14 protein-coding genes are annotated in these 21,207 nt (G+C 43.7%); 5 read left to right on the top strand and 9 right to left on the bottom strand.

Annotated elements, in window-relative coordinates; translation table 11 throughout:
• The first annotated feature begins 60 nt into the window (after window positions 1-60).
• Window positions 61-948, top strand: a complete 888-nt coding sequence (locus tag EI162_RS08935) for a neutral zinc metallopeptidase (protein WP_192524032.1) — start codon at window positions 61-63, stop codon at window positions 946-948.
• A 388-nt stretch (window positions 949-1,336) separates the two neighbouring features.
• Here the strand turns inward: EI162_RS08935 and EI162_RS08930 are convergent, their stop codons facing one another.
• The 3 genes from EI162_RS08930 to trxA form a co-directional block, all read right to left on the bottom strand.
• Window positions 1,337-1,576 carry a hypothetical protein gene (locus EI162_RS08930; protein ID WP_192524030.1) on the bottom strand — a complete coding sequence of 80 codons (240 nt, stop codon included), beginning with the start codon at window positions 1,574-1,576 and terminating at the stop codon, window positions 1,337-1,339.
• 395 nt (window positions 1,577-1,971) lie between these two features.
• Window positions 1,972-3,240, bottom strand: a complete 1,269-nt coding sequence (gene rho, locus EI162_RS08925; protein ID WP_192524029.1) for a transcription termination factor Rho — start codon at window positions 3,238-3,240, stop codon at window positions 1,972-1,974.
• A 635-nt stretch (window positions 3,241-3,875) separates the two neighbouring features.
• Window positions 3,876-4,202, bottom strand: a complete 327-nt coding sequence (trxA, locus tag EI162_RS08920; protein WP_020444406.1) for a thioredoxin — start codon at window positions 4,200-4,202, stop codon at window positions 3,876-3,878.
• Window positions 4,203-4,493: 291 nt separating this feature from the next.
• On the opposite strand from trxA, the gene EI162_RS08915 reads away from it, so the two are divergent.
• Together EI162_RS08915 and EI162_RS08910 are read left to right on the top strand one after the other, a co-directional pair.
• Window positions 4,494-5,207, top strand: coding sequence for an RluA family pseudouridine synthase (locus EI162_RS08915; protein ID WP_192524028.1), 714 nt, complete (start codon window positions 4,494-4,496; stop codon window positions 5,205-5,207).
• A gap of 155 nt (window positions 5,208-5,362) precedes the next feature.
• Window positions 5,363-6,862, top strand: a complete 1,500-nt coding sequence (locus tag EI162_RS08910; protein WP_225735259.1) for a flavin-containing monooxygenase — start codon at window positions 5,363-5,365, stop codon at window positions 6,860-6,862.
• A gap of 19 nt (window positions 6,863-6,881) precedes the next feature.
• Here EI162_RS08910 and EI162_RS08905 read toward each other — a convergent pair whose 3' ends face one another.
• From EI162_RS08905 to EI162_RS08895, 3 genes are all read right to left on the bottom strand, one after another.
• Entirely contained in the window at window positions 6,882-7,823 is a 942-nt protein-coding gene (locus tag EI162_RS08905; RefSeq protein ID WP_192524027.1) for an NAD(P)-dependent oxidoreductase, read from the bottom strand.
• 195 nt (window positions 7,824-8,018) lie between these two features.
• On the bottom strand, window positions 8,019-8,993 hold the full coding sequence (locus tag EI162_RS08900; protein WP_192524026.1) for a response regulator: 975 nt from the start codon (window positions 8,991-8,993) through the stop codon (window positions 8,019-8,021).
• Between the two features lie 72 nt (window positions 8,994-9,065).
• Complete coding sequence (locus tag EI162_RS08895; protein ID WP_192524025.1) at window positions 9,066-11,381, bottom strand: sensor histidine kinase; 2,316 nt, start codon at window positions 11,379-11,381, stop codon at window positions 9,066-9,068.
• A gap of 652 nt (window positions 11,382-12,033) precedes the next feature.
• Here EI162_RS08895 and rapA point away from each other — a divergent pair.
• On the top strand, window positions 12,034-14,922 hold the full coding sequence (rapA, locus tag EI162_RS08890; protein WP_192524024.1) for an RNA polymerase-associated protein RapA: 2,889 nt from the start codon (window positions 12,034-12,036) through the stop codon (window positions 14,920-14,922).
• A gap of 382 nt (window positions 14,923-15,304) precedes the next feature.
• Complete coding sequence (locus tag EI162_RS08885; protein WP_192524023.1) at window positions 15,305-16,207, top strand: acyl-CoA thioesterase; 903 nt, start codon at window positions 15,305-15,307, stop codon at window positions 16,205-16,207.
• A 164-nt stretch (window positions 16,208-16,371) separates the two neighbouring features.
• Here EI162_RS08885 and mutY read toward each other — a convergent pair whose 3' ends face one another.
• The 3 genes from mutY to EI162_RS08870 all read right to left on the bottom strand — a co-directional run.
• On the bottom strand, window positions 16,372-17,631 hold the full coding sequence (gene mutY, locus EI162_RS08880) for an A/G-specific adenine glycosylase (RefSeq protein WP_225735258.1): 1,260 nt from the start codon (window positions 17,629-17,631) through the stop codon (window positions 16,372-16,374).
• A 243-nt stretch (window positions 17,632-17,874) separates the two neighbouring features.
• Window positions 17,875-18,831: a ribosome biogenesis GTPase YlqF gene (gene ylqF / locus EI162_RS08875; protein ID WP_192524022.1), complete on the bottom strand. Its 957-nt coding sequence runs from the start codon at window positions 18,829-18,831 to the stop codon at window positions 17,875-17,877.
• A gap of 173 nt (window positions 18,832-19,004) precedes the next feature.
• The coding region (locus EI162_RS08870; protein ID WP_192524021.1) for a DUF2339 domain-containing protein at window positions 19,005-21,207 on the bottom strand (2,203 nt) is incomplete at its 5' end.

The following is a 21,207-nucleotide window of genomic DNA, read 5'->3' as shown; positions in this document are numbered from 1 at the left end:
CTTTTACATCAATTATGGCTACGTCTGATGCCAGCATACTTTTTAGAACACCACCAAATTATGAAATGGCAAGGTAGGCGTGGCAGTTCTAACGTACGCTCAAGCAGTGGCGGCGGTAAGATGATCGGCGGCGGTATTGGCGGTATTATTATTGCTGGTATTTTATGGTTGGTATTTGGGGTAAACCCCATGACCGCCTTGCAAACCGGTCAAGTGGTTGCGGGTGGTGGCAATAACACCTCTACTGAGCCTGCAACCAGTGACGACCGTGATACGCAGTTTGTAAAAGTCGTATTGGCAGATACCGAAGAAGTTTGGCATCAGGTGTTTAATGAAGCGGGCAGTACCTATAAAGAGCCGTCTCTTATACTATTCAATGGCCAAGTCAGCTCAGCTTGCGGTAGTGCTAGCGCGGCAACCGGTCCTTTTTATTGTCCAGGTGATCAGACCGTCTATTTAGATACCTCATTTTTTGTAGAAATGCGTCAAAACCTTGGTATTTCTGGTGATATACAAGGCTCAGGGGACAGCGAAAACCAAGGTAAAGCGGGCGATTTTGCCCAAGCTTATGTTATCTCGCATGAAGTTGGTCATCATGTACAAACCTTATTAGGCATTACTCAGCAGGTGAATGAAGCCAGCCGCCAAGTGACACGGGCACAAGCAAATAAACTGTCTGTATTGCAAGAGCTACAAGCAGATTGCTTTGCTGGTGTTTGGGCACAGCGCAATCAGGAGCGCGTACAGTTTTTGGAAGCGGGTGATATCGATGAAGCTATTAATGCCGCAGGCCAAATTGGCGATGATCGCTTAGCACAGGCGAGTGGTGGAGCAGTGGTGCCTGATAACTTCACCCATGGCACCAGTCAACAGCGTGTGCAATGGTTTACGCGTGGTTTAGAGAGTGGCAGCGTACAGTCTTGTGATACTTTTAGTGGGGCGTTATAAAGCAGGTTATACCAAACCTAAAAAGTACGATTAGCTGTGTCAAACTCGTTTAGTCTACAATGCGTAGCACTTGCACTCGTTTTCCTTGCTACTCTAATTTTTATGAATGGTATAGTCAGTGAGAAGTAATATCGCTACATCACGTACTGCAGGTACCGTTTTTTCTAGCTTGCTGTGCCTACGCAGACAGAGGCTGCAAAAAAACTATACCCGCAGTATCGTAGCGTTTTTAAAGTATTTTAACTATATTAGTTATAAAGTGAGTGGTTTATTAATCAGGCAACCAAATGCCACGCACAAAAAAACCTGCAATTAATTGCAGGTTTTTTTAGGACTAAATACTTATCGAGATAAAGTAAAGTCTTAATAAATATTTATCTAAAACCAATTATCTGGTTTGGTCAAGGATATAAGCACCTGCACCACCTAGTGCAGCGCCACCTAGTGCGCCACGAGCGATGTCTTTACTGTTGCCGCCACTCTTGATAAGAGCGCCTGCAGCAGCACCAGCACCAGCACCTTTAGCAGTATTGCTTAAACCAGTGTTGTAGCCGTTAGATGCACAGCCGCCCATGATTAGAGCTGAGCTAGTAAGAGCAGTCATTGCGATAGTTTTAGCAAATTTCATGTTTTCACCTATTAATTGATTAAGTTTAAAATAAAGTACTCATCTTATGATAATCATCAATTGAGTACGGTCAATCTGTGTCAGGTATTCGAATGTCTTAAATAAGGTCACTTCAAATTAAAATCACTTCAAATAAAATTACTTTCCTAAATACATTCATACTAGGTCTAATGTTACCTGATTAGTATATATTTGGTCGTAGTAGAAACGCTAAGCTTTGCAAGCGAGATGTAAATGATGTTGCCATTATATGTCATTGGTAGGGGTTTCATTTAGGTTTCTTGTATTCATAGGGATAATACGCTAACTGTTTTTTAGGTTTCACGTAAAAGAATCCAAAAAAAAGACTGCACTAGAGCAGCCTTTTATAATAGAAACACCATTAGAATCACTATCTAGTTTTGAGATTTGCGTTTCATTTGTTCAAAAAATTCATCATTGGTCTTCGCCTCTTTTAAGCGATCCAATAAGAACTCAGTTGCTTGTACGCCATCCATTGGTTGTAGAAGCTTGCGTAGAATCCAAACTTTACGTAATTTGTCTTCATTGAGCAGACGCTCTTCGCGGCGTGTACCAGATTTTTTGATATTAATGGCAGGGAAAATACGTTTTTCAGCCAAATCACGCTCAAGCGTAATCTCTTGGTTTCCCGTTCCTTTGAATTCTTCGAAGATGACGCTATCCATTTTACTGCCAGTATCGATTAGTGCACTGGCAATGATAGTCAAGCTGCCGCCTTCTTCGACGTTACGAGCGGCACCAAAAAAGCGTTTTGGACGCTCTAACGCATTGGCATCCAAACCACCGGTTAATACTTTGCCCGATGAGGGAATAACGGTGTTATAAGCGCGGGCAAGGCGAGTAATAGAATCCAATAAGATAACAACATCTTGTTTGTGCTCGACCAAACGCTTGGCTTTTTCGATGACCATATCCGCAACTTGTACGTGACGTTGTGGCGGTTCATCAAAAGTCGAAGCGACGACTTCCCCGCGTACTGTGCGTTCCATCTCGGTCACTTCTTCTGGACGCTCATCAATCAATAGTACAATAAGGTAGCATTCAGGGTTGTTACGGGTAATTGACTGGGCGATGGTCTGTAGCAACATCGTTTTACCCGCTTTCGGCGGGGCAACGATAATAGAGCGTTGACCTTTACCGATTGGGGCGATTAGGTCAATGATGCGGCCAGTCAAGTCTTCAGTCGTACCGTTACCGAGTTCTAACTTTAGCTGCTCAGTTGGGAATAGCGGCGTTAAGTTTTCAAAGATAAGTTTATGACGTGAGCGATCTGGCGTATCAAAGTTGATTTCGCCAACCTTTAATAGTGCAAAATAACGCTCAGAATCTTTGGGTGGACGAATCGTGCCAGCGATACTGTCACCCGTTTTGAGACTGAAACGGCGAATTTGGCTAGGGCTGACATAGATATCATCAGGACCTGCTAAATAAGAGCCTTCTGATGAGCGCAAAAAGCCAAACCCGTCAGGAAGAACCTCAAGCACACCATCACCATAAATGGCCTCACCATTACGGGCATGGGTTTTTAGGATAGCAAAAATAATGTCTTGTTTACGGCTACGTGCCATATTATCAAGACCCATTTCCTTGGCTATAGCCAATAGCTCAGCGATTGATTTTTTCTTTAATTCAGTTAGATTCATAGATAGGTCATTAGCAATTGATCAGATGAGAGATGCCATTAGTAGCACAAGTCACGACAGTGATTAAAACAACGATATTATGGCGATAGAGGGTGTGTGCAGTGCTGGAATTTATGTAGTCTTGGTATTGTGTCTGCTTATGTATGCATTGCAAGCGTTTGATGCAAGGTTATAAATAAGGAGGATAAAGAGGCTACATAAGAGTCTGCGCCAAAAACTCAATATCAGTAATTGTATTTAGTCATTTCGTTAAGTAATGGTGTTTATAATGACGACTGTGTTTTTGTTGATAAACACGAGGAGAATAGCGACAAGATACTTAGGAAAACTGTTAGTTTTCTCTTGTCAGCAGACTATACGGTCTTCACAATAGTGTTGTCAATGAGTTTTGCCAAAAAAGTCATATAATTGAGTTTTTTGCATAAAAAACCAGCAAAAAAGCCATTGTCTCAGGGAGATAATGGCTTTTTCGTTTATTCTATTTGTAGCTGTGCTTGCGTAAAAACATCCGAAACAAGCTTATACCATCCACAAAAATTAGAGTAGCAAGGAAAACGAGTGTAAGTACTACGTCTTGTAAACTAAACGAGTTTGCAGCCACTAGTCGTACTTTTTGGGTTTAGTATTATTTTAATTTACAGATGCTTGTCTAGTACTTTTGCCAATTCCGCTTTTGGCTGTAAACCCATGACAGAATCAACTTTTTCGCCACCTTTAAAGACAAACAAGGTTGGAATGTTACGGATACCAAAACGGCTGGCCGCTTGTGGGTTATTATCCACATCGACTTTAACGATTTTGACTTTGCCTTGGTATTCAGTCGCTAGATCTTCTAAGATAGGCGCGATGGCTTTACAAGGCCCACACCACGTTGCCCAAAAATCTACCAGTACTGGCACGTCTGATTGCAATACGTCTTGGTCAAAGTTTGCATCGGTGGTATTTACAATAAGGTCTGACATAGTTTTATCTCTCTTGTTTTATTATTTCTATCGCCACTCATCAACTTATATATTGGTTTCATAATAGAATGATGAGTGGCCAAAGAATCGTTTAGAAGTGGTGAAAATGTGCCATTATATTAACATGTTTGCCCAGCCTTAACAGATGCAGGCTGGTTAAATTGTTTAACAATTACTATTAGCACAATAAATCGAAACATAACAACACAGGTTATGTTTTATCTGTCACTTGTATCCATAATCTCTATTGAAAAATAAAATTTGAATCAATTAATATAAGTAGTTCACTCTATGCCTTTTACCGATAAAGAAATTGACGCCCTTAATATTCAAGAAAAAGCCCGCCCATTTGAGTTTTTTCAAGCATTTGCGCAAGAAATTACCGTCTACGAAGACGATGATATTTGGGTTGTCGATAAACCGGCAGGTCTGTTAAGTGTCGATGGTAAAACACTCAAGGTTAGTTTGCTTGCTCGACTGGAGCGCGCCAATCCAGCGGTGAAATTGATTCATCGCCTCGATATGGATACCTCGGGATTGCTGATCTTTGCCAAAAACGCTGCGGCTCAAACCAATATCAGTAAGCAGTTTATTGAGCGTTTGCCTCAAAAGAAGTACCAAGCACGGGTGTTTGGTGAGTGGGAGAGTGTGGGGGCAACAGGCAAAATATCAGTGCCAGTACGCTATGAACCAAGCACAAAACCGCGCCATATTGTCGACCCTAATTGGTCAAAGCACGCATTAACGCTGTATGAAGTACTGGCACATGAACAATGCAACGGTCAGACAGTCACGCGAGTGCTGTTAAAGCCAGTGACTGGTCGCAGTCATCAGTTGCGCGTCCATATGGTACACGTCGATCATGTCATCATTGGCGACCCTATTTATGCCGAAGGCAGCGCGTTAGATATTGCGCCAAGGCTCAATTTACATGCCCAACAATTACGCCTCAAACATCCCACGCTGGGCGCATGGATGGATTGGGAAAGCCCTAGTCCTTTTTAAAGTTAATCATTTTAAAGTCAGTCATGCAAAGACAAGGATCGTATTATGCTTGATATTACTACCGCTAAGCAGGCCGTTAAAAAACACTTTAAACCCAAAGAAACTTCGACAGGCTTGCCTGCAGATTATGAGGTGCTGGTATCGCAGGCATCAGTATGGCTTGTCATCTCCAGCAACAGGTGGCGCAAAAACGTCATCCACATTTTTTTAATCATAAGCACTCTAAAAAGAAACTGCGAACCAAAAAAAATAATAGTCAGCGCTTTTTAATCATAGAAAAGCGAGCCGATTTGGGTGGTACATGGGATTTATTTACCTATCCTGGTATTCGTTCTGATTCTGATGCGCTGACCTTTGGTTATAGCTTTCGCCCATGGCTCAACCATAGAATGCTGGCAAAAGGCGACGATATTAAAAACTATATCGCTGACACTGCACGCGAGTTTAAGGTGGTAGAGCACATTCGCTATCAGCACGAGCTGCAGCAGTTATCGTGGTCAAGTAGTAGCCTGCAATGGACCGCGTTGATTAAAAATCATATTAGTGGCGAAGTATTTAACCTAAGCGCAAACTTCGTGGTCGGAGCGACTGGTTATTATGATTATGAGACTGGCTATCGTCCTTACTTTAAAGATGAAGAAAATTTCAAAGGTGAGATTGTCCATCCACAGCATTGGCAAGATACGGCCTATGATGATAAAAAAGTAGTCGTCATCGGTAGTGGAGCGACAGCAATGACGCTGATACCAGCGTTAGTTGATAAAAATGGTAAACAATGCGCGCGCCACGTTACTATGCTGCAACGCTCACCGACTTATGTAGCCAGCGTACCGGGCGATGATCATGCGCTTGATTTGCTATCAGGTAAGTTCTCTCCTTTGTCAAAAGCGCAGGCCTATACCTTGCTACGCACGCGCAATGTACTGTTTCAACAAGGGGTCTATCGAGCTGCGCTTCACGCACCAAAAATCATGAAAGCGCTGTTAAATCATAGGGTCAAAAAAGAGCTCAAAGGTAGCGGTGTCGATGTTGCCCACTTTAAGCCTGCTTATAATCCGTGGGAGGAGCGTTTGTGTGCGGTGCCTGATAGCGACTTGTTTAAGGCGTTGCATAGCAAGCGCGCTGAGGTCGTTACCGATACGATCAGTCATTTTACCCAGACGGGTATCGCCTTAACATCAGGCAAGCATTTGGATGCCGATATCATTGTCACTGCGACCGGTCTCAAATTACAGATGCTGGGCGGTGCTGCGTTATATGTTGACGGTCAAGCCGTCGATGTAGGTTCGCGGATGACCTATAAGGCGGTGATGCTGGAGGGCGTACCAAATATGGCCATTATGTTCGGCTATACCAACGCTTCTTGGACACTAAAAATCGATTTGGCCTGCCAATATGTCCTGCGCTTACTGAATTATATGAGTAAAGGCAATTATAAAACAGTAGTGGCGCAGGCTAAAAATGAGCATCAGCAAGTAAAGGTGCAGCCAGATACGGTACTTGGCGCGCTATCGGCAGGTTATGTCAGCCGTGCCAAAGATGAGTTGCCGAAACAAGGTGACCGTTATCCGTGGCGCGTCAACAATAACTACCTAACCGATCGTGTCATGCTTAAATACCGTAAAATCAAAGATGAATGGCTGCACTTTACTTGATAGTAACTTGCTAAGCTCTCTAATTCTGTTCGATAAAGTCAGTCACTTGCTTGCTTAGTATTTGCCACAAGGTGTCTTGAGCGCTTTTACTGCCCCAAGCGTTATGCGGGCTAAATATCACCCGTGGATGATTGGCAATGGTTAATAAAGGATCGTCATCGATGACGGGCTCTTGCTCAAAAACATCACTGGCATAGCCGATGATTTGCTCGTTATTGAGCGCATCAGTCAGCGCTTGGCTATCAACGATACCGCCACGGGCGACGTTGACGATGAGTGGTTGCTTGGCCATTTTTGCTAGCGTATCTGCATTAATCAAATGCTGGGTAGCATCATTTAGTGGGCAATGTAAACTGATGACATCAGCACGAGCTAGCACTTCGTCAAAGTCCGTATAGTTGTCATTACGCGGCGCTTGCCCTTGATGCTCCGCCCATAATACCGTCATGCCAAAGGCGCGGGCGATGTCAGTCACGCGTTTACCAATAGTACCGATGCCAATAATACCCAGCGTTTTATCTTCCAAATCTATCAGTGGAATATCAAGTAGGCAAAAATTACCGTTATCAGCCCACGTGCCATCGATGGCTTTATTGTGATAATAGATACCCGCACGCATCGCCGCCAGCATTAACATAAAGGTATGTTCAGGCACGCTTTTTACTGCATAACCGGCGACATTATAAAGCGTAATATTATGCTTGCGACAAGCGTCTTGGTCGACGTTATTCATACCAGTCGCAGTCAGTTGAATGAGCTTAAGCTTGGGTAGTTTGGCAATCACCTCGGCGCTAATTTGGACTTTATTGGTGATAATAATGTCAGCGTCTTTGCAGCGCTCGATCATGAGGTCATTATCTTGTGGCGTATCATTATAAGTAATATAGTCAGTCACACCAGTCGGCGCTGGCAATTTGACATTATCAGAAAAAGTACCTTTATCTAAAAAAACGGCTTGCATGATGATTCCTTATCTCGTTGTTATTGTAAATGGGCTCTGGTTATTATCGGCTTAATGTAGCACGTTGCTGTATTTAGTCAAAAGTACAAAGCAAAAAACCTCTACTTCAGCTTGGAAGTAGAGGTTTTGTTTTATTGGACAATAATCTTTTATCGCTTATAATGTGATAAATCCAAGCGCTGTAAAGTTATGCGCTTATAAAGAAAAACGCTTACGCAATTTACCAATCAGACTACGTACCCGACTGCTCAAGTCGATGCGAATATCGTTTTCAGGGTCATGCTCTACTTCATAACGTTTGACCAATTCAGGACTGGCTTTGAGTTTCGCATGATGCTGGAACGCACGATTGACGCTGATTTCGAGCAAGCTTGCGCGCATCGGCTTCGGTAAGCAGCGATAAACTTGTCCTTTGTTAATCAAATCAATCAGCAAGCCAGCGTCTTGAAATTCTGTCTGTACCAAGACTACTAAATGCGGCGCGTCTTGTTTTAAGGTAAAGATAATCGGTGCGATATTCTCACCACTGACGTTGATGTCGGTAATACACACACCGATATCTTCGTTCGCCAAATAATCATAAGCCTCTTCTAAACCTTTGGCGTGCAGTACCTTATAACTGTGAGAGAACTGTTTACGGATTTGCTCAATCAGCTCGTCAGTTTCATCGATGACCAATAGCGTTTGCTTATTGTCCGAGCTATCAATTTGGTCGCCATCTTCGTCTGGGTTATAGGTCAAGGCGATTTCGGTGGCACGACCGACGACGGCGAGCAGCTCTTCAGATTTACACGGCTTGGTCAAATAACGATAAATTTCACCATCATTAATAGAACCAATAATGGCATTTAAATCAGCGTAACCGGTCAATAATATACGCATGGTAGACGGTGAGATGTCTTTCACTTCTCGTAATATATCGACACCGACACGCTCGGGCATACGCTGGTCACTGACCGCGACGTGTACATGGTTTTTTTTGATGTAATCGATGTATTCATTGGGATCGGTGGTAATAAAAACGTCATGCGTTTTACGAAACAATAGTTTCATAGAACGTAAAATACGCTTTTCATCGTCGATAAATGCCAGTTTCGGTTTTGGCTCAGTACTGTTTTCTGGTACATTTGAGTCATCTTCAATTTCGATTTCGTTTTCATTGTCATTCATGATGATATCCTTATGATGAATAATGATAATAAAACTGCCAATAATGATTAAAATTAAAAGCCAACCTAGCGCTTACGCAACTAGGTTTTTCTCTGTTAAATCGTTATTAATAGGTAAAGTCAAAGTAAACGTGGTGCCAAGGCCTTCAGTCGATACGGCTTTAATATCGCCATTATGCTGCTCCATAATCTGTTGACTGATGGCCATACCAAGCCCTGTACCTTCACCTGCGCCTTTGGTGGTAAAGAACGGCTCAAATATTTGATTGAGCACTGCTGCATTCATGCCTTTACCATTGTCGCTGACATCGATATAAACATTGTTGTCATCAGCGCGGGTACGAACGTCGATTTTGCCATCAGGGCTTTGGTCTATGGCTTGCGAGGCGTTATTTAACAGGTTGACCAATACTTGATTGATCTGTGACGGTGAGCATTTAACCTCAGGTGTTGGCGCAAAGTCAGTAACAATCTCTTGATGTCTGATAGAGTTACCCGCGATTTTCAGTGAGGCTTCGATACATTCCCGCACGTCGATGGTTTTTACCTTTGATTCATCGAGACGGGCAAAATTGCGCAAGTTAAGTACCATCTCAGTGATCTGTTCGACGCCAAACAACGAATCTTTAATCAGCTCTTTTAGCTCAGCTGACAGGTCATCTTCTTGGATTTCATCAGACGCACTGACAATCTTGGCCAATAATTTGTCGATTTTGCCATTGGTTGCCCCAGCATCCGACTTGATACCTTTTAGCCCTTGTACCAATTCGATCAATTCCTCGTATTGCTCAGTCAACTGACCGATAATCTCAAGGTTATTTTGCACATAAGACAGAGGGGTGTTTACTTCATGGGCGACGCCTGCCACCATTTGACCTAAAGTCGCCATTTTTTCTGAACGAATCAATTGCAGCTGTGAGTTTTTCAGCTCTTTTAGCGTATCTTGCAGCTCAGCGGTACGCTCTTCAACTTTAATCTCGAGCTGTTGATTGATATTGGCAAGCTTCCCTTCATTGGATTGAATTCGATCTAATAGATCATTAATAGAGCCGTTGACCAACCCAATCTCGTTGCGACCTTCAGTGAATTTAACCGAGCTTAGCTTATTGTATTGTTTATTATCGATCAGGTTTTCTGCTTGAGAGATTTTATCGGTGGTCTCTTTTAACGGCTTAAATGCCAAATACGTCAGCATAAAGTAAATGACACCAGCCGTGAGTAATAGCGCCAAAGCGATCCAGTTGATTAAGTTTTCACTCAAGTTATCGGCGATGGCGTTAATTTCAGCATCAGGTTGTACAACGATGAGCTTCCAGTAAGTCTCAGGAATCTCAAAGACATAGGCTTGGCTGCCATTATAGTAACTGTCTTTTGCCAACTCAAAGCTCTGCAATAAGCGGCTATCCATCGCGTTTTGCTGATTCTCACCGTTATTTAAGTAAGCCGCATAATTGACCAAATAATAACCTTTTGCCGTACCAGTTTCGGCTTTATCAAGCGTGGTCAGTACTTGCTGGACTTGTGGCGAGACGCTGGCGGCGACCCGCTCGATAGTCTCGTTACGCTGGGTTTCTAAGAAGTTAAGCACCGGTTGCCAAGCGGGATCTGAGTTGATGACTTGTTTGATATCAAGTGGCGTACCGCTCTCTTCATCGATATAGCTTAGGCGCTCAGGGTTAGACGAGGCGATAACTTTATCACTGTTATCCAATAATAAAATGTAGCCTGAACCCGAGCTTTCGCTTAGCTTTACGATATTTTCTTGCAGCTGATTAAGGGTGAAGTTAACGGTACTGGCGCCCCAAAACTGATTGTCACGCTCGATGGCCACACCGCAGCTCATTGCCAGCTCGCCTTTGGTTTGGGTGGCGCGAACATGGTTCCAGATACAGCTGTCAGGCTTGAGTAGTTTTAAGACGCTAAACCAATCTTCTTGATAATAAGGATTAGCTGGGTTGGGATCGCTTAGTACCGCTTGATAGTCACCGTTTTGACGTACCATCAAAAACGGATGGGTGGCAGTATTAGCCCCAAGCGCACCGTTTTCAGGCCAAATTCCACCACTACCCAATAGGTTGTAATCTCGCTTATCAAAAGCATTGGCCGCACTGGCTTGTAGAATCGCCTCTTGTGGAGGCAAGGTTTGTGCGCTTTGCTGCAATAGCAGCGCACTACGCATCACCCGATTGATATCGGCAGAGATACTATTAACCGCTGTATTACCACGTTCAGCCACCAGTTTTGCGGATTCAAGGCGAATTTTTTCATAGCCTTCTTTATCAACGACATAAACAACGACCGCGAGAACGACCGCAAAAGCAATAAATAAAATAGTAGTAACTTGGGTACTAACTTGGTTGAAAAAACCAACCTTTTTGGAGTCACTCATGGTGGTGTTTGTCCTTGGGATTAGGATGTACAAAGGAGATTGTCAAAGCTATGTGCAGGTTGTAATCAATCATGTGGGATGCGTAAACTTACTTAAAGTGAGATATCAGTTACTACAAAATACTGAACTATTCACTTTCAGGCCTATCACTTTAAATGATAGTTTAATGGACTTCATAAACGTATGATTCATAACTTAAACGACTATAAAAGGTAATATGATGCCCGTAAATACTGGGAGTCATTTAATAAGCGTTCGAGGTTGTTTTTAATAAATCACTTGGAGGACTTAATATAATGTCGGTAGTAAAAAGAAACGTTATATTTCATATGTTAACAATATAGAAACAATTAAATAATAACAATATTTTTTCTTTACTTGCGAGTCGTTATCTTATTGTTTTATAAGACCAACTTATGCTTGGGTTTGGCATATTCTTGTCCAAATTTGCTCTTGAAAAGCCAACTTAATGCACTCATCTAGGCGCTAACGTTATATAATGCTCTGCTGTATCGTCCGACCTAGCCATGAGCTGGCGTTATCCGATATTGCCAATGACTATCAGCATATTAATGATACTGAATGGGTCATTATGGCTCGCATCATTAGCCATCTATTTTCTTATCACCTGAGTACAAAAAGACATCGCCCTATGACTATCTCTATCGCTTCATTGCACAGTACCGAATTCACCGTTGGTCAACGCCATTTATCTGATACGGAGTCCGAGCTGGGCTTAGGGGTGGTCATCGATGTAGATGATCGATGTGTGCATATTCTATTTCCGCAAAGTGAAGAGACGCGTGTTTATGCAAAAAACTCTGCGCCGTTATCGCGCGTGGTGTTTAAAGTTGGCGATAGTATTTCTGATCAAGCCGGTAATACCTATACGGTGACGGCGGTCGAAGAAGTGATGGGCGTACTCAAATACAGTGTCGACGAGCATGAAAAAGGGATAATGGAAACCCGACTGGCGGCCAATATCACCTTAGCAAAACCACTTGAGCGTTTGCTCGCTGGTCGTATTGAGCGTGGTGATTGGTATGAGCTACGCCAAGATATCTTGCGTATGCAATCAGCGCTTGCCGGTCATCCGCTCAAAGGTTTGATGGGTGCACGTGTCGATATTATTGAGCATCAGCTTTATATCGCGCATGAAGTTGGCAAACGTATCGCGCCGCGTGTCTTGCTCGCTGATGAAGTTGGTTTGGGTAAAACCATTGAAGCGGGTCTGATTATTCATCAGCAACTACTGACGGGTAAAGCTGAGCGCGTACTCATTCTGGTACCAGACAGTCTGCAATATCAATGGATGATTGAGCTGCGCCGTCGTTTTAACCTAAATTTTGCCTTGTTTGACTTGGTACGTGCAGCAGCCATTAAAGAGCATGACCCTGAGCAAAACGTTTTTGCTACCGAACAATGTATCATTGCCGGTATGGATTTATTGCTTGACCATCCTGACTTATATGACCAAGCCATGGACGCAGGATTTGATTTATTAGTCGTTGATGAAGCGCATCATCTGCATTGGGATGAAGCGCAAGGCGGCAATGATAAGTATGACTTGATTGTCGACTTTGCCGAAGAAACGGCAGGGGTTATGTTATTGACCGCCACACCTGAGCAGCTTGGGGCACAAAGTCACTTTGCTCGTCTGCGTTTATTAGACCCTGATCGTTTTGATGATTTGGATGAGTTTATTGACGGTCAAGAAGCCTTTGCAGAAACCGCAGCGGTTGCAAGCGTACTAATAGAAGATAAGCCGTTAAATGACGGTCAAATCGCGGCATTAAGCAGTCTGCTAGATATCAGTCTCGATGAATTATCGACGATTAATGATGACGAAAAATTACGTACTTACGCGCTCAATGAGCTACTAGACCGCCACGGTACTGGGCGTATTTTGTTCCGCAATACCCGTGAAAGTGTTAAAGGATTCCACGGACGTAGCAGCCAGCCTTATCCACTGCCATTACCTGAAGCATGGATTGATAGTTATCAAACCAATGGTAAATTGCGTGAGCAGCTATGGGGTGAAGAGAACCAGCCTGATGGTGGCTGGTTAGAAGATGACCCACGTGTGCCTTGGTTGATTGATATCTTAAAAGGCGAGCTTAAGCATAAAAAAGTGCTGTTGATTGCCCGTAGTGGTGCGACCGTTGAGAGTTTAGAGGCGGTATTGCGTCTGCATGCTGGTATCAAAACGGCTATCTTTACCGAGCAAATGACCCTGCTTGAGCGTGACCAAGCGGCGGCGTTTTTTGCCGATAGTGAAGGCGCGCAGATATTGTTATGCTCGGAGATTGGTTCAGAAGGGCGTAACTTCCAGTTTGCAAGCCAGCTGATATTGTGGGATTTACCCGCCAATCCTGATACCTTAGAGCAGCGTATCGGTCGTCTAGATCGCATCGGGCAAACGCAGCAAATTATGCTACATATACCGTATGTACAAGGCACCGCACAAGAGCGCCTTTATAAATGGTACAACAATGCGCTCAATATGTTCAATCAGATTTCACCGACGGCGCAAAGTGTACAAGAGCAATATATTCAAGAGTTGAAGCCGATGCTTGAAGGGGCGGATACCGACGCGAACCGTACCACGCTAGAAGATATCATCAGTGAAGCAGCGCAGACCCGATTGGGATTAGAAGCCCAGCTACAAGCAGGTCGCGATCGTCTATTAGAGTATAACTCGTGCCGTCCGCGCGTTGCTGGACGTATCGCTGATGCCATGCGTGATTTTGATGGTCATAATCTACTGCCACAATTTATTGAGCGTTTCTTTGCCTCAGCCAATATCGAGCATAATATTCAGCGCGATGGCTCTTGGGTGATTGCACCTATCGATAGCACCGAGATTAGCGATTATATCGATGGTTTACCGCTTGGTGACGAAGACGGTATGACGCTGACATTCGAGCGTGAGCAAGCGCTACAGCGTGAAGATATTGAATTTATTACTCATGAGCATCCATTGATGCGCGCGATTTATGAGCTGGCGAGCACCAGCACCTTTGGTAATACCACGGTTGCGATGCTAAAAAGTGCCGCCGTACCGCAAGGTATGGTGTTGCTAGAAGTGAATTTCCGCGTAGAGGCCATTGCGCCAAGATTGCTTAACTTGCCTGCGACCTTAACCACACAAAATATCCGTGTGTTTATCAGTGAGCAGGGCAGTGACTTATCAGCGCGTATCAGTGCGGAGATGATTATGCCGCATATTGAGCGTTTGGATAAAAACCGTGCGCGCCAAGTGATTAAAGTGCGCGGCGATGTGATTGAGCAGCGTTATTATGAAGCTGAAGATATAGCCCGTCAGCAGTTAGTGGAGATTGGTGAGCAAGCAAGTGCCCGCTTTAGCCAGCAGTGGTCGCGTGAAATCAAGCGTCTAAAGCATCTGCAAACCATCAACCCTAACGTACGCCCAGAAGAGGTGGAGCGTTTAGAGCAGTTACAAGCGCAAGGTGAGCAGGCCTTAGCCAACTTATCCCTAGTCCCAGATTCTATTCGGGTACTGGTGGCAGTGAAACCGTAAGTCTATAGAGTAATATAAAAACGAGGTGTATAAAACATCTCGTTTTTATACTTTATGCCTCTTGATGCTTTTTATTACTTCGTTTATCGTATTGAATTCTTTTTGCTTTATATAAGCAGAGTGATATTCGCAAATCAGCGCGGTCGCTAGTCAAAGCCCACAATATTGGTTAAGATGTTTGACCTTTGGTTTTATAATGAGCTTTTAGCTATCATTTTATGGGCCATTTAATCGCTTTCGTTCAGATTACGGCCACGCCCTACAATTGATTTTATTTTGGATTAAAACGCCCCATTGGCTTAAGCTATACCGTATTGATATCGTTTGGCGCTTATATCTAGATGCTTAGCGTTTTTGATAAAAAATAAGGAAACATATCGTCATGTCCGATTATTCGCAACTGATTGATGAGCTGCTGGCTACCGTGGCGCTTATCGAAGTTACCCCTGATGTCTTTGAGGGTAAGAGCCATGACTATGTTGGTGCCCGTATTTTTGGTGGGCAAGTACTCGCCCAAGCGATTATGGCAGCATCGCATACGTTGGACAAAGACAAGCCCTGCCATTCATTACACGGCTACTTTTTACGTGGTGGTGACATCAATCAGCCAGTGATTTATCAAGTGCGCCGCTTGCGTGACGGCCGCAGTCTATCGGCACGTGAGGTGACAGCGATTCAATATAAAGAAGTACGCGGTAAAGCACCTATCGAGCAAGTGATATTTTCGATGATTGCCTCGTTTTCGCCGATGGAGGAGGGCTTGGAGTATCAAGAAGATATGCCCGTTTATCCGCCACCTGAGGACTTGCTCGCTGAGCAGGATTTAAAAGAAGAGTATGTGGGTAAAGTGCCAGACGCCCTCAAAGCTCGATTTATGCGTCGTCGTCATGTCGAGATTAAACCGGTTAAACCGCGTGATCCGATTCATCCGGAACCAATGAAGCCCAAGCAGGCAAACTGGCTGCGTATTCATGAATTGGGTAATCAGCCAGTAGCCATTCAGCAAGCGCTTTTGGCATTTTCATCCGATTTTTATTTGGTCGGCACAGGGCTCATGTCACATGGGGTTAGCTTTATGACCAGTGGCTTGCAAGCCGCTAGTATCGACCATTCGATGCATTTTCATCGTGATTTTGATCTAAATGATTGGATGTTATATGACATGTGGAGCGATACCACGTCCAATGCTAAAGGGTTGAATCACGGGCAGTTTTGGCAAGACGGCAAGCTGGTTGCCACTGTGCAGCAAGAAGGCTTAATGCGCTTACGTGTGCCGAAGTCTTAGCGCTAACGCCAGTGATAAAGTACGTTAAATAAAAAAGCGACTTAGCATGATGTTAAGTCGCTTTTTTCATACGGTATTAAGTGATTTTCAGTATTTATAATCAAAGAGCTTATATCAGCAGTACCGTTAGGTTTTTGAGATATTTTGACTATAGGTATAAATACTTATTCCAAAATCTTAACCATCGCTCGTGGCAATCCAAGCGTTGCCTGTGCGGCATCACCATTTAGCCAATTCACATTAATCTCAGCAGCTTGCAATGCTTCGGTTATATCTTGCGCTTGCTTATCATTTAACGTAATGGATTGCGGGGTTAAATACCAATGAAAGTGAGTCAATGAATGTTTAATCGGTGCGTCATCTAACAAGGTTTTATTGACGGCTTTTGCATCCAATTTATTTTTATCCAGCCACTCATTAATAATTTGCTCAGCAGTAGTAAACTCTGCTTCGTATACTTTTTCATTGCTAGCAACTTTTAATGGCTGATTACCAGTCGCTGCGCTTATTTTATCATCTGTATTTTTGCCATTATTTTTATCAGCAGCTTTAGCATTCACTTTGCCGTTAATCTTTTCTACAAATTGTAGCGGCAAGCTCCACAGACCGCCCCAAATGCCATTGTCAGGGCGCTGTAGCCACAGTATTTTGCCATTTGTATCTTCAATTAATAATGCATTGCTAAACTTACTTGGCTTGGGCTGCTTTTTTGCTTTAACGGGATAATCGGTTTCGCGTCCTTGTGCATGGGCAATGCAATCCTCTTGTAATGGACATAATAAGCAAGCAGGTTTGCTACGGGTACATAAGGTTGCGCCCATATCCATCATTGCTTGCGCGAACAGTCCTGAGTCATCGACAGGCGTTAAACGCTCAGCCAATGTCCATAACTCTTTGGTCGTGGCAGATTTGGTAATATCGCCATCGATGGCGGCCCAACGCGTCAACACGCGTTTAACATTGCCATCGCAAATGACACCATAACGATGTAGCCCCATGGCCATAATCGCCCCAGCCGTTGATGGCCCAACACCTGATATCGCTTCCCAACCAGCTAGGGTCTGTGGAAAGTCACCAGTCTCATTGATAACTTCGACTAGTTGCTTTGCGCCTTTATGTAAATTACGCGCCCGCGCATAATAGCCAAGCCCCGCCCAATGTTCCGCTACCGTATCCCATTCAGCTGTTGCCAAATCTTGTACCGTCGGAAACGACGCCATAAAGCGGGCAAAATAGGGCAACACTGTCGTTACTTGCGTCTGCTGCAGCATGACTTCGGACAGCCAAACGATATAAGGGTTGGGCGTGTCGGTTTGGTGTTGTTGCCAAGGTAAATCATGGCGACCATTTTCGGCGAACCAATCGAGAAGGCGCGGGGCGAGGGAGTTGAGAGAGGTTGATGACTGAGAGAATTGGGTAGGCAAGAGTATTCCTTGTAAATTGAACAGGGATATATAAAGTTTGGGGTTAAGAGTGTGTATGGGGTGTAATACGATTGATGCAAGACAATAGTAGATGAGCTTCGTTATTAGTACCGTAGGATGAAATAATCATTGATTATATTGTTTGCCAACTAAAATATGAGCAGATTTTTAAATAAGTTAAAGGTAAGTAATAAAATATAAAAGGTGCGCTAGGCGCACCTTGCCAGCTATGTTAGTGAGCGTTTACTTCCGATTCTTCCGCGTTTTTAATCGACGTAGGCGTTTCTCTTCTTCTTTAGCCAGCCTTTTTTCTTCAGCGGCGAGTCGTTGCTCAGCGACGACGAGTTCTTCAGCCTCAGTCATGGCTGGGGTTTCGAGCGTAATACGTCCAAGCTTGCCGCTACGCAGCTCATTCACCAAAATCTCAGACATGCGATAGGTATCGACTTGATTGCCTGCGCGTACACAACCGCGATTACGCCCCGCCATTTCAAAAAACTCCCAGTCTGTCTTGGGCAGTTCGTCAATTTTATAGCGCGATTTTAATAGCTCAGGATAGGCACTTAGCAAATATTCAGCGGTATAACCCGCGACATCATCGAAATCAAACGCGGTATCACGAATACCGCCCGTTGCGGCCAAGCGATAGCCAGAGTTTTCGTTTTCAACCTTTGGCCATAGCATACCAGGCGTGTCATAGAGCATGATGTCATCGTCAAGTTTAATCAGTTGCTGCGATTTGGTTACCGCTGGCTCATCACCAGTCCTTGCCACGGCGCGTCCCGCTAAGGTGTTAATCAAGGTGGATTTACCGACGTTTGGAATACCCATAATCATGGCTTTGATTTGGCGACCGGTACCGACTTTATTGGGCACAAGTTGTTTACAGATAGCAATGATACGTTTTACATCATCGGCTTTATTATTATCACAAGCGATTGCTTTGACGCCATCTTGCTGCTCAAGATAATCCATCCACGTTTGGGTCAATTCTGGATCAGCAAGGTCGGCTTTGTTCAGAATTTTGATGACTGGTTTTTCGCCACGTAGTGCTGCAACCATTGGGTTTTCACTGCTATAAGGAATACGGGCGTCAATCACTTCGATAACCACATCCATCTGCGGCATAATTTCTTTGATTTCATTGCGGGCTTTGTTCATATGCCCAGGGAACCACTGAATACTTGCTCTCTTATCCATCTGCTTTTATAACCTTTTATAAAAAATGCTAAAAGTAAGACTAGGACATGCTCTAGCGTCATTTACTTTTTAATGAGGTTCAGTTTACTACATAAGCAAGGTACTGATGCTAAAAAGTACGGATGCTAAAAAATGCTGACGCTATCATTTCAGTTGACGCTCACCTGAAACTATTATTTACCTTCGTCCACTAGGTCATCATGCGTGGGCGGCAGCGGTGCTAAATAACCAATCACCAATATCAAGCTACCAGCACCAAGGAAAGATACGACCCGCCAAATCGCCTCGGTCTGGGATAAATCAACCAAGACCAATTTTAAGACAACGATACCTAATAGACCAACACCCATAAACCATAGCGTTCGCTGCCAATAGCGACTGGCGATAACAGTCGCGACTAAGGCGATTAGCGTCCACGAAATCGTCAGTCCTGTCTGTACTTGCTCACTACTCCAAGCGCCACCCACCCATAGCGGGGTGTCAATAAAAGCGTGCAGGGTTCTGACCAACATACTGGAGACTATCCAAAAGCTAATGAGTACTAAAAAAGTCAGTAAAGTGTCACTTTTATAAATGCTTTTTAATAGATTTGTGGGATGCATGCTGTGTGGTTGACGCAGTAAATAAACACCCAAACCGTAAAATACCACCAGCCATAACGTTACATCATAGAGGTTAAACAGTGGAATATAAGGGAGTCCCCAAATCACACCATCATAAGAGAAGTTGGTAAAAATAACCCAGCACAATGTTAATGGCACAAAGATTTTGGCACTGCCTAACAGTGCACCTTGCCAATCAAACCAATAAGGAGCCAGAGGTAAGGCTGGTATTTTCGATTGTGCATGGCTGTATCGAGCGATGCTATAACGATAAGTCCCCCACAGTCCAGCCAGCATAAGCGCAACGGGAACCAAAATAGTTGTCACCCCGTCTGAATCAGGCAATCTATAATGTAGCACTTCTGCTAAAACTATAATTCCAGTACCAAGCCAGCTGGCGCTATCGTAACCTTTTAATTCAGAATCGTTATTATCATAGCTGTGCCATGTTTTTATCCAACCTTGCCCAAGCACCAACCAGCCAATGCATAACGTCATAAGTATCGGCCAATGAAACGTCGTCCATTGATAGTCAAACTCATACTTTTGTGGCAGCTGAAATATCAATACAGCATAAAACAGCAGCAGTAAACCATGGCTAAATTGTCTAATCTCGTGCCACGAACGATACTGATTTATTATCCAATAAATGAGTAAGCTTGCTAAAGTGGCTAGCGCTATCAGTGCTGTCGTTGCCAATTGCCAGCTGGTGAGCCATTGATCAAAATCAATCATCAAGACGTAAAGTAGCCAGCCCATCGCGGTAAAGGTCAAAAATCGTATCAAAGTTGGATGTTGCCAAATCAGTTTAAACGCCGTACTTTGGCTGTTGATACTGGCAAGCCATTGCTGAGCGGCTGTCTCGCTGATGCCTAATATCTTGCTAAACTCTGATGTTGTATGATTAGTGCTAACTGAGTTTTGAATTTCTTCGTTGTCAGACAAAATAGGCGAGTTGCTGGCACGTAAGATGAAAACGCTAGCAAGCGCACTAATGGCAGAAATGGTTAAAGCGAGTGTGGGATAATGCTCAATACCAATGACGAAATTATTTAACAGTATACCAATGCTGATGAGCTGTAATAATAAGCCGAATAATACTGACCACGCACGTAGCGAGCGCCGCCCAAACCATACCAACGCCAGCCCTTGTACCGACCAGCCAAAAGCTATCCATTCGGCATTTAACGCTAGCGGAATTATCAAGGCTAAAAACCCAAACCCTAATGCCAACATCCCTTCAGTGATTAAGGCATAGCGCTGACTACGCTGAATAAACGTCCAGCCAAGTCCTAGATATATCGCTGCTAAAATAGCGCTGGTGATGGTCAATGCGTGATTGATATCGTGTAATAGCGCTGAAAATAAGCCAAATGCTAATATCGGTACTGAAAATAGCAAGCCGGTATCGATGGGAAATAAATAGCCATTATTGGCGTTGTTAACATCTTCTTGATTAGCAGTATTATAAGCAATGATCTGTTGGGCGTAGCGAATGACGACAAACAGATAGAGAATCAAATGTAACGCTACCAGCAGCACTAAAGCCCAGCGCTGATTATCAATAATTGCTATTAAATTCTCCGTGAGCCCCCAATAGTATGCCAACCCAAACGTCACGCCTACACCCAATAAATTTAGCATTTTCCAAGTACGGTAATGGGCAATAACGGCAATAGTAATATTTAATAATAAGTAGGGGCTGTATAGAATTGGGAGATAGTTGAAAAAAATAAGCAACGCCTTACACTCTTGTTTACCACAACAAAGAGAA

It is taken from the genome of Psychrobacter sp. FME6, assembly GCF_014861365.1.
Classification (GTDB): domain Bacteria; phylum Pseudomonadota; class Gammaproteobacteria; order Pseudomonadales; family Moraxellaceae; genus Psychrobacter.
Note: the sequence above shows the minus strand (reverse complement) of the source record. Positions and strands in the feature narration are given on the sequence as shown.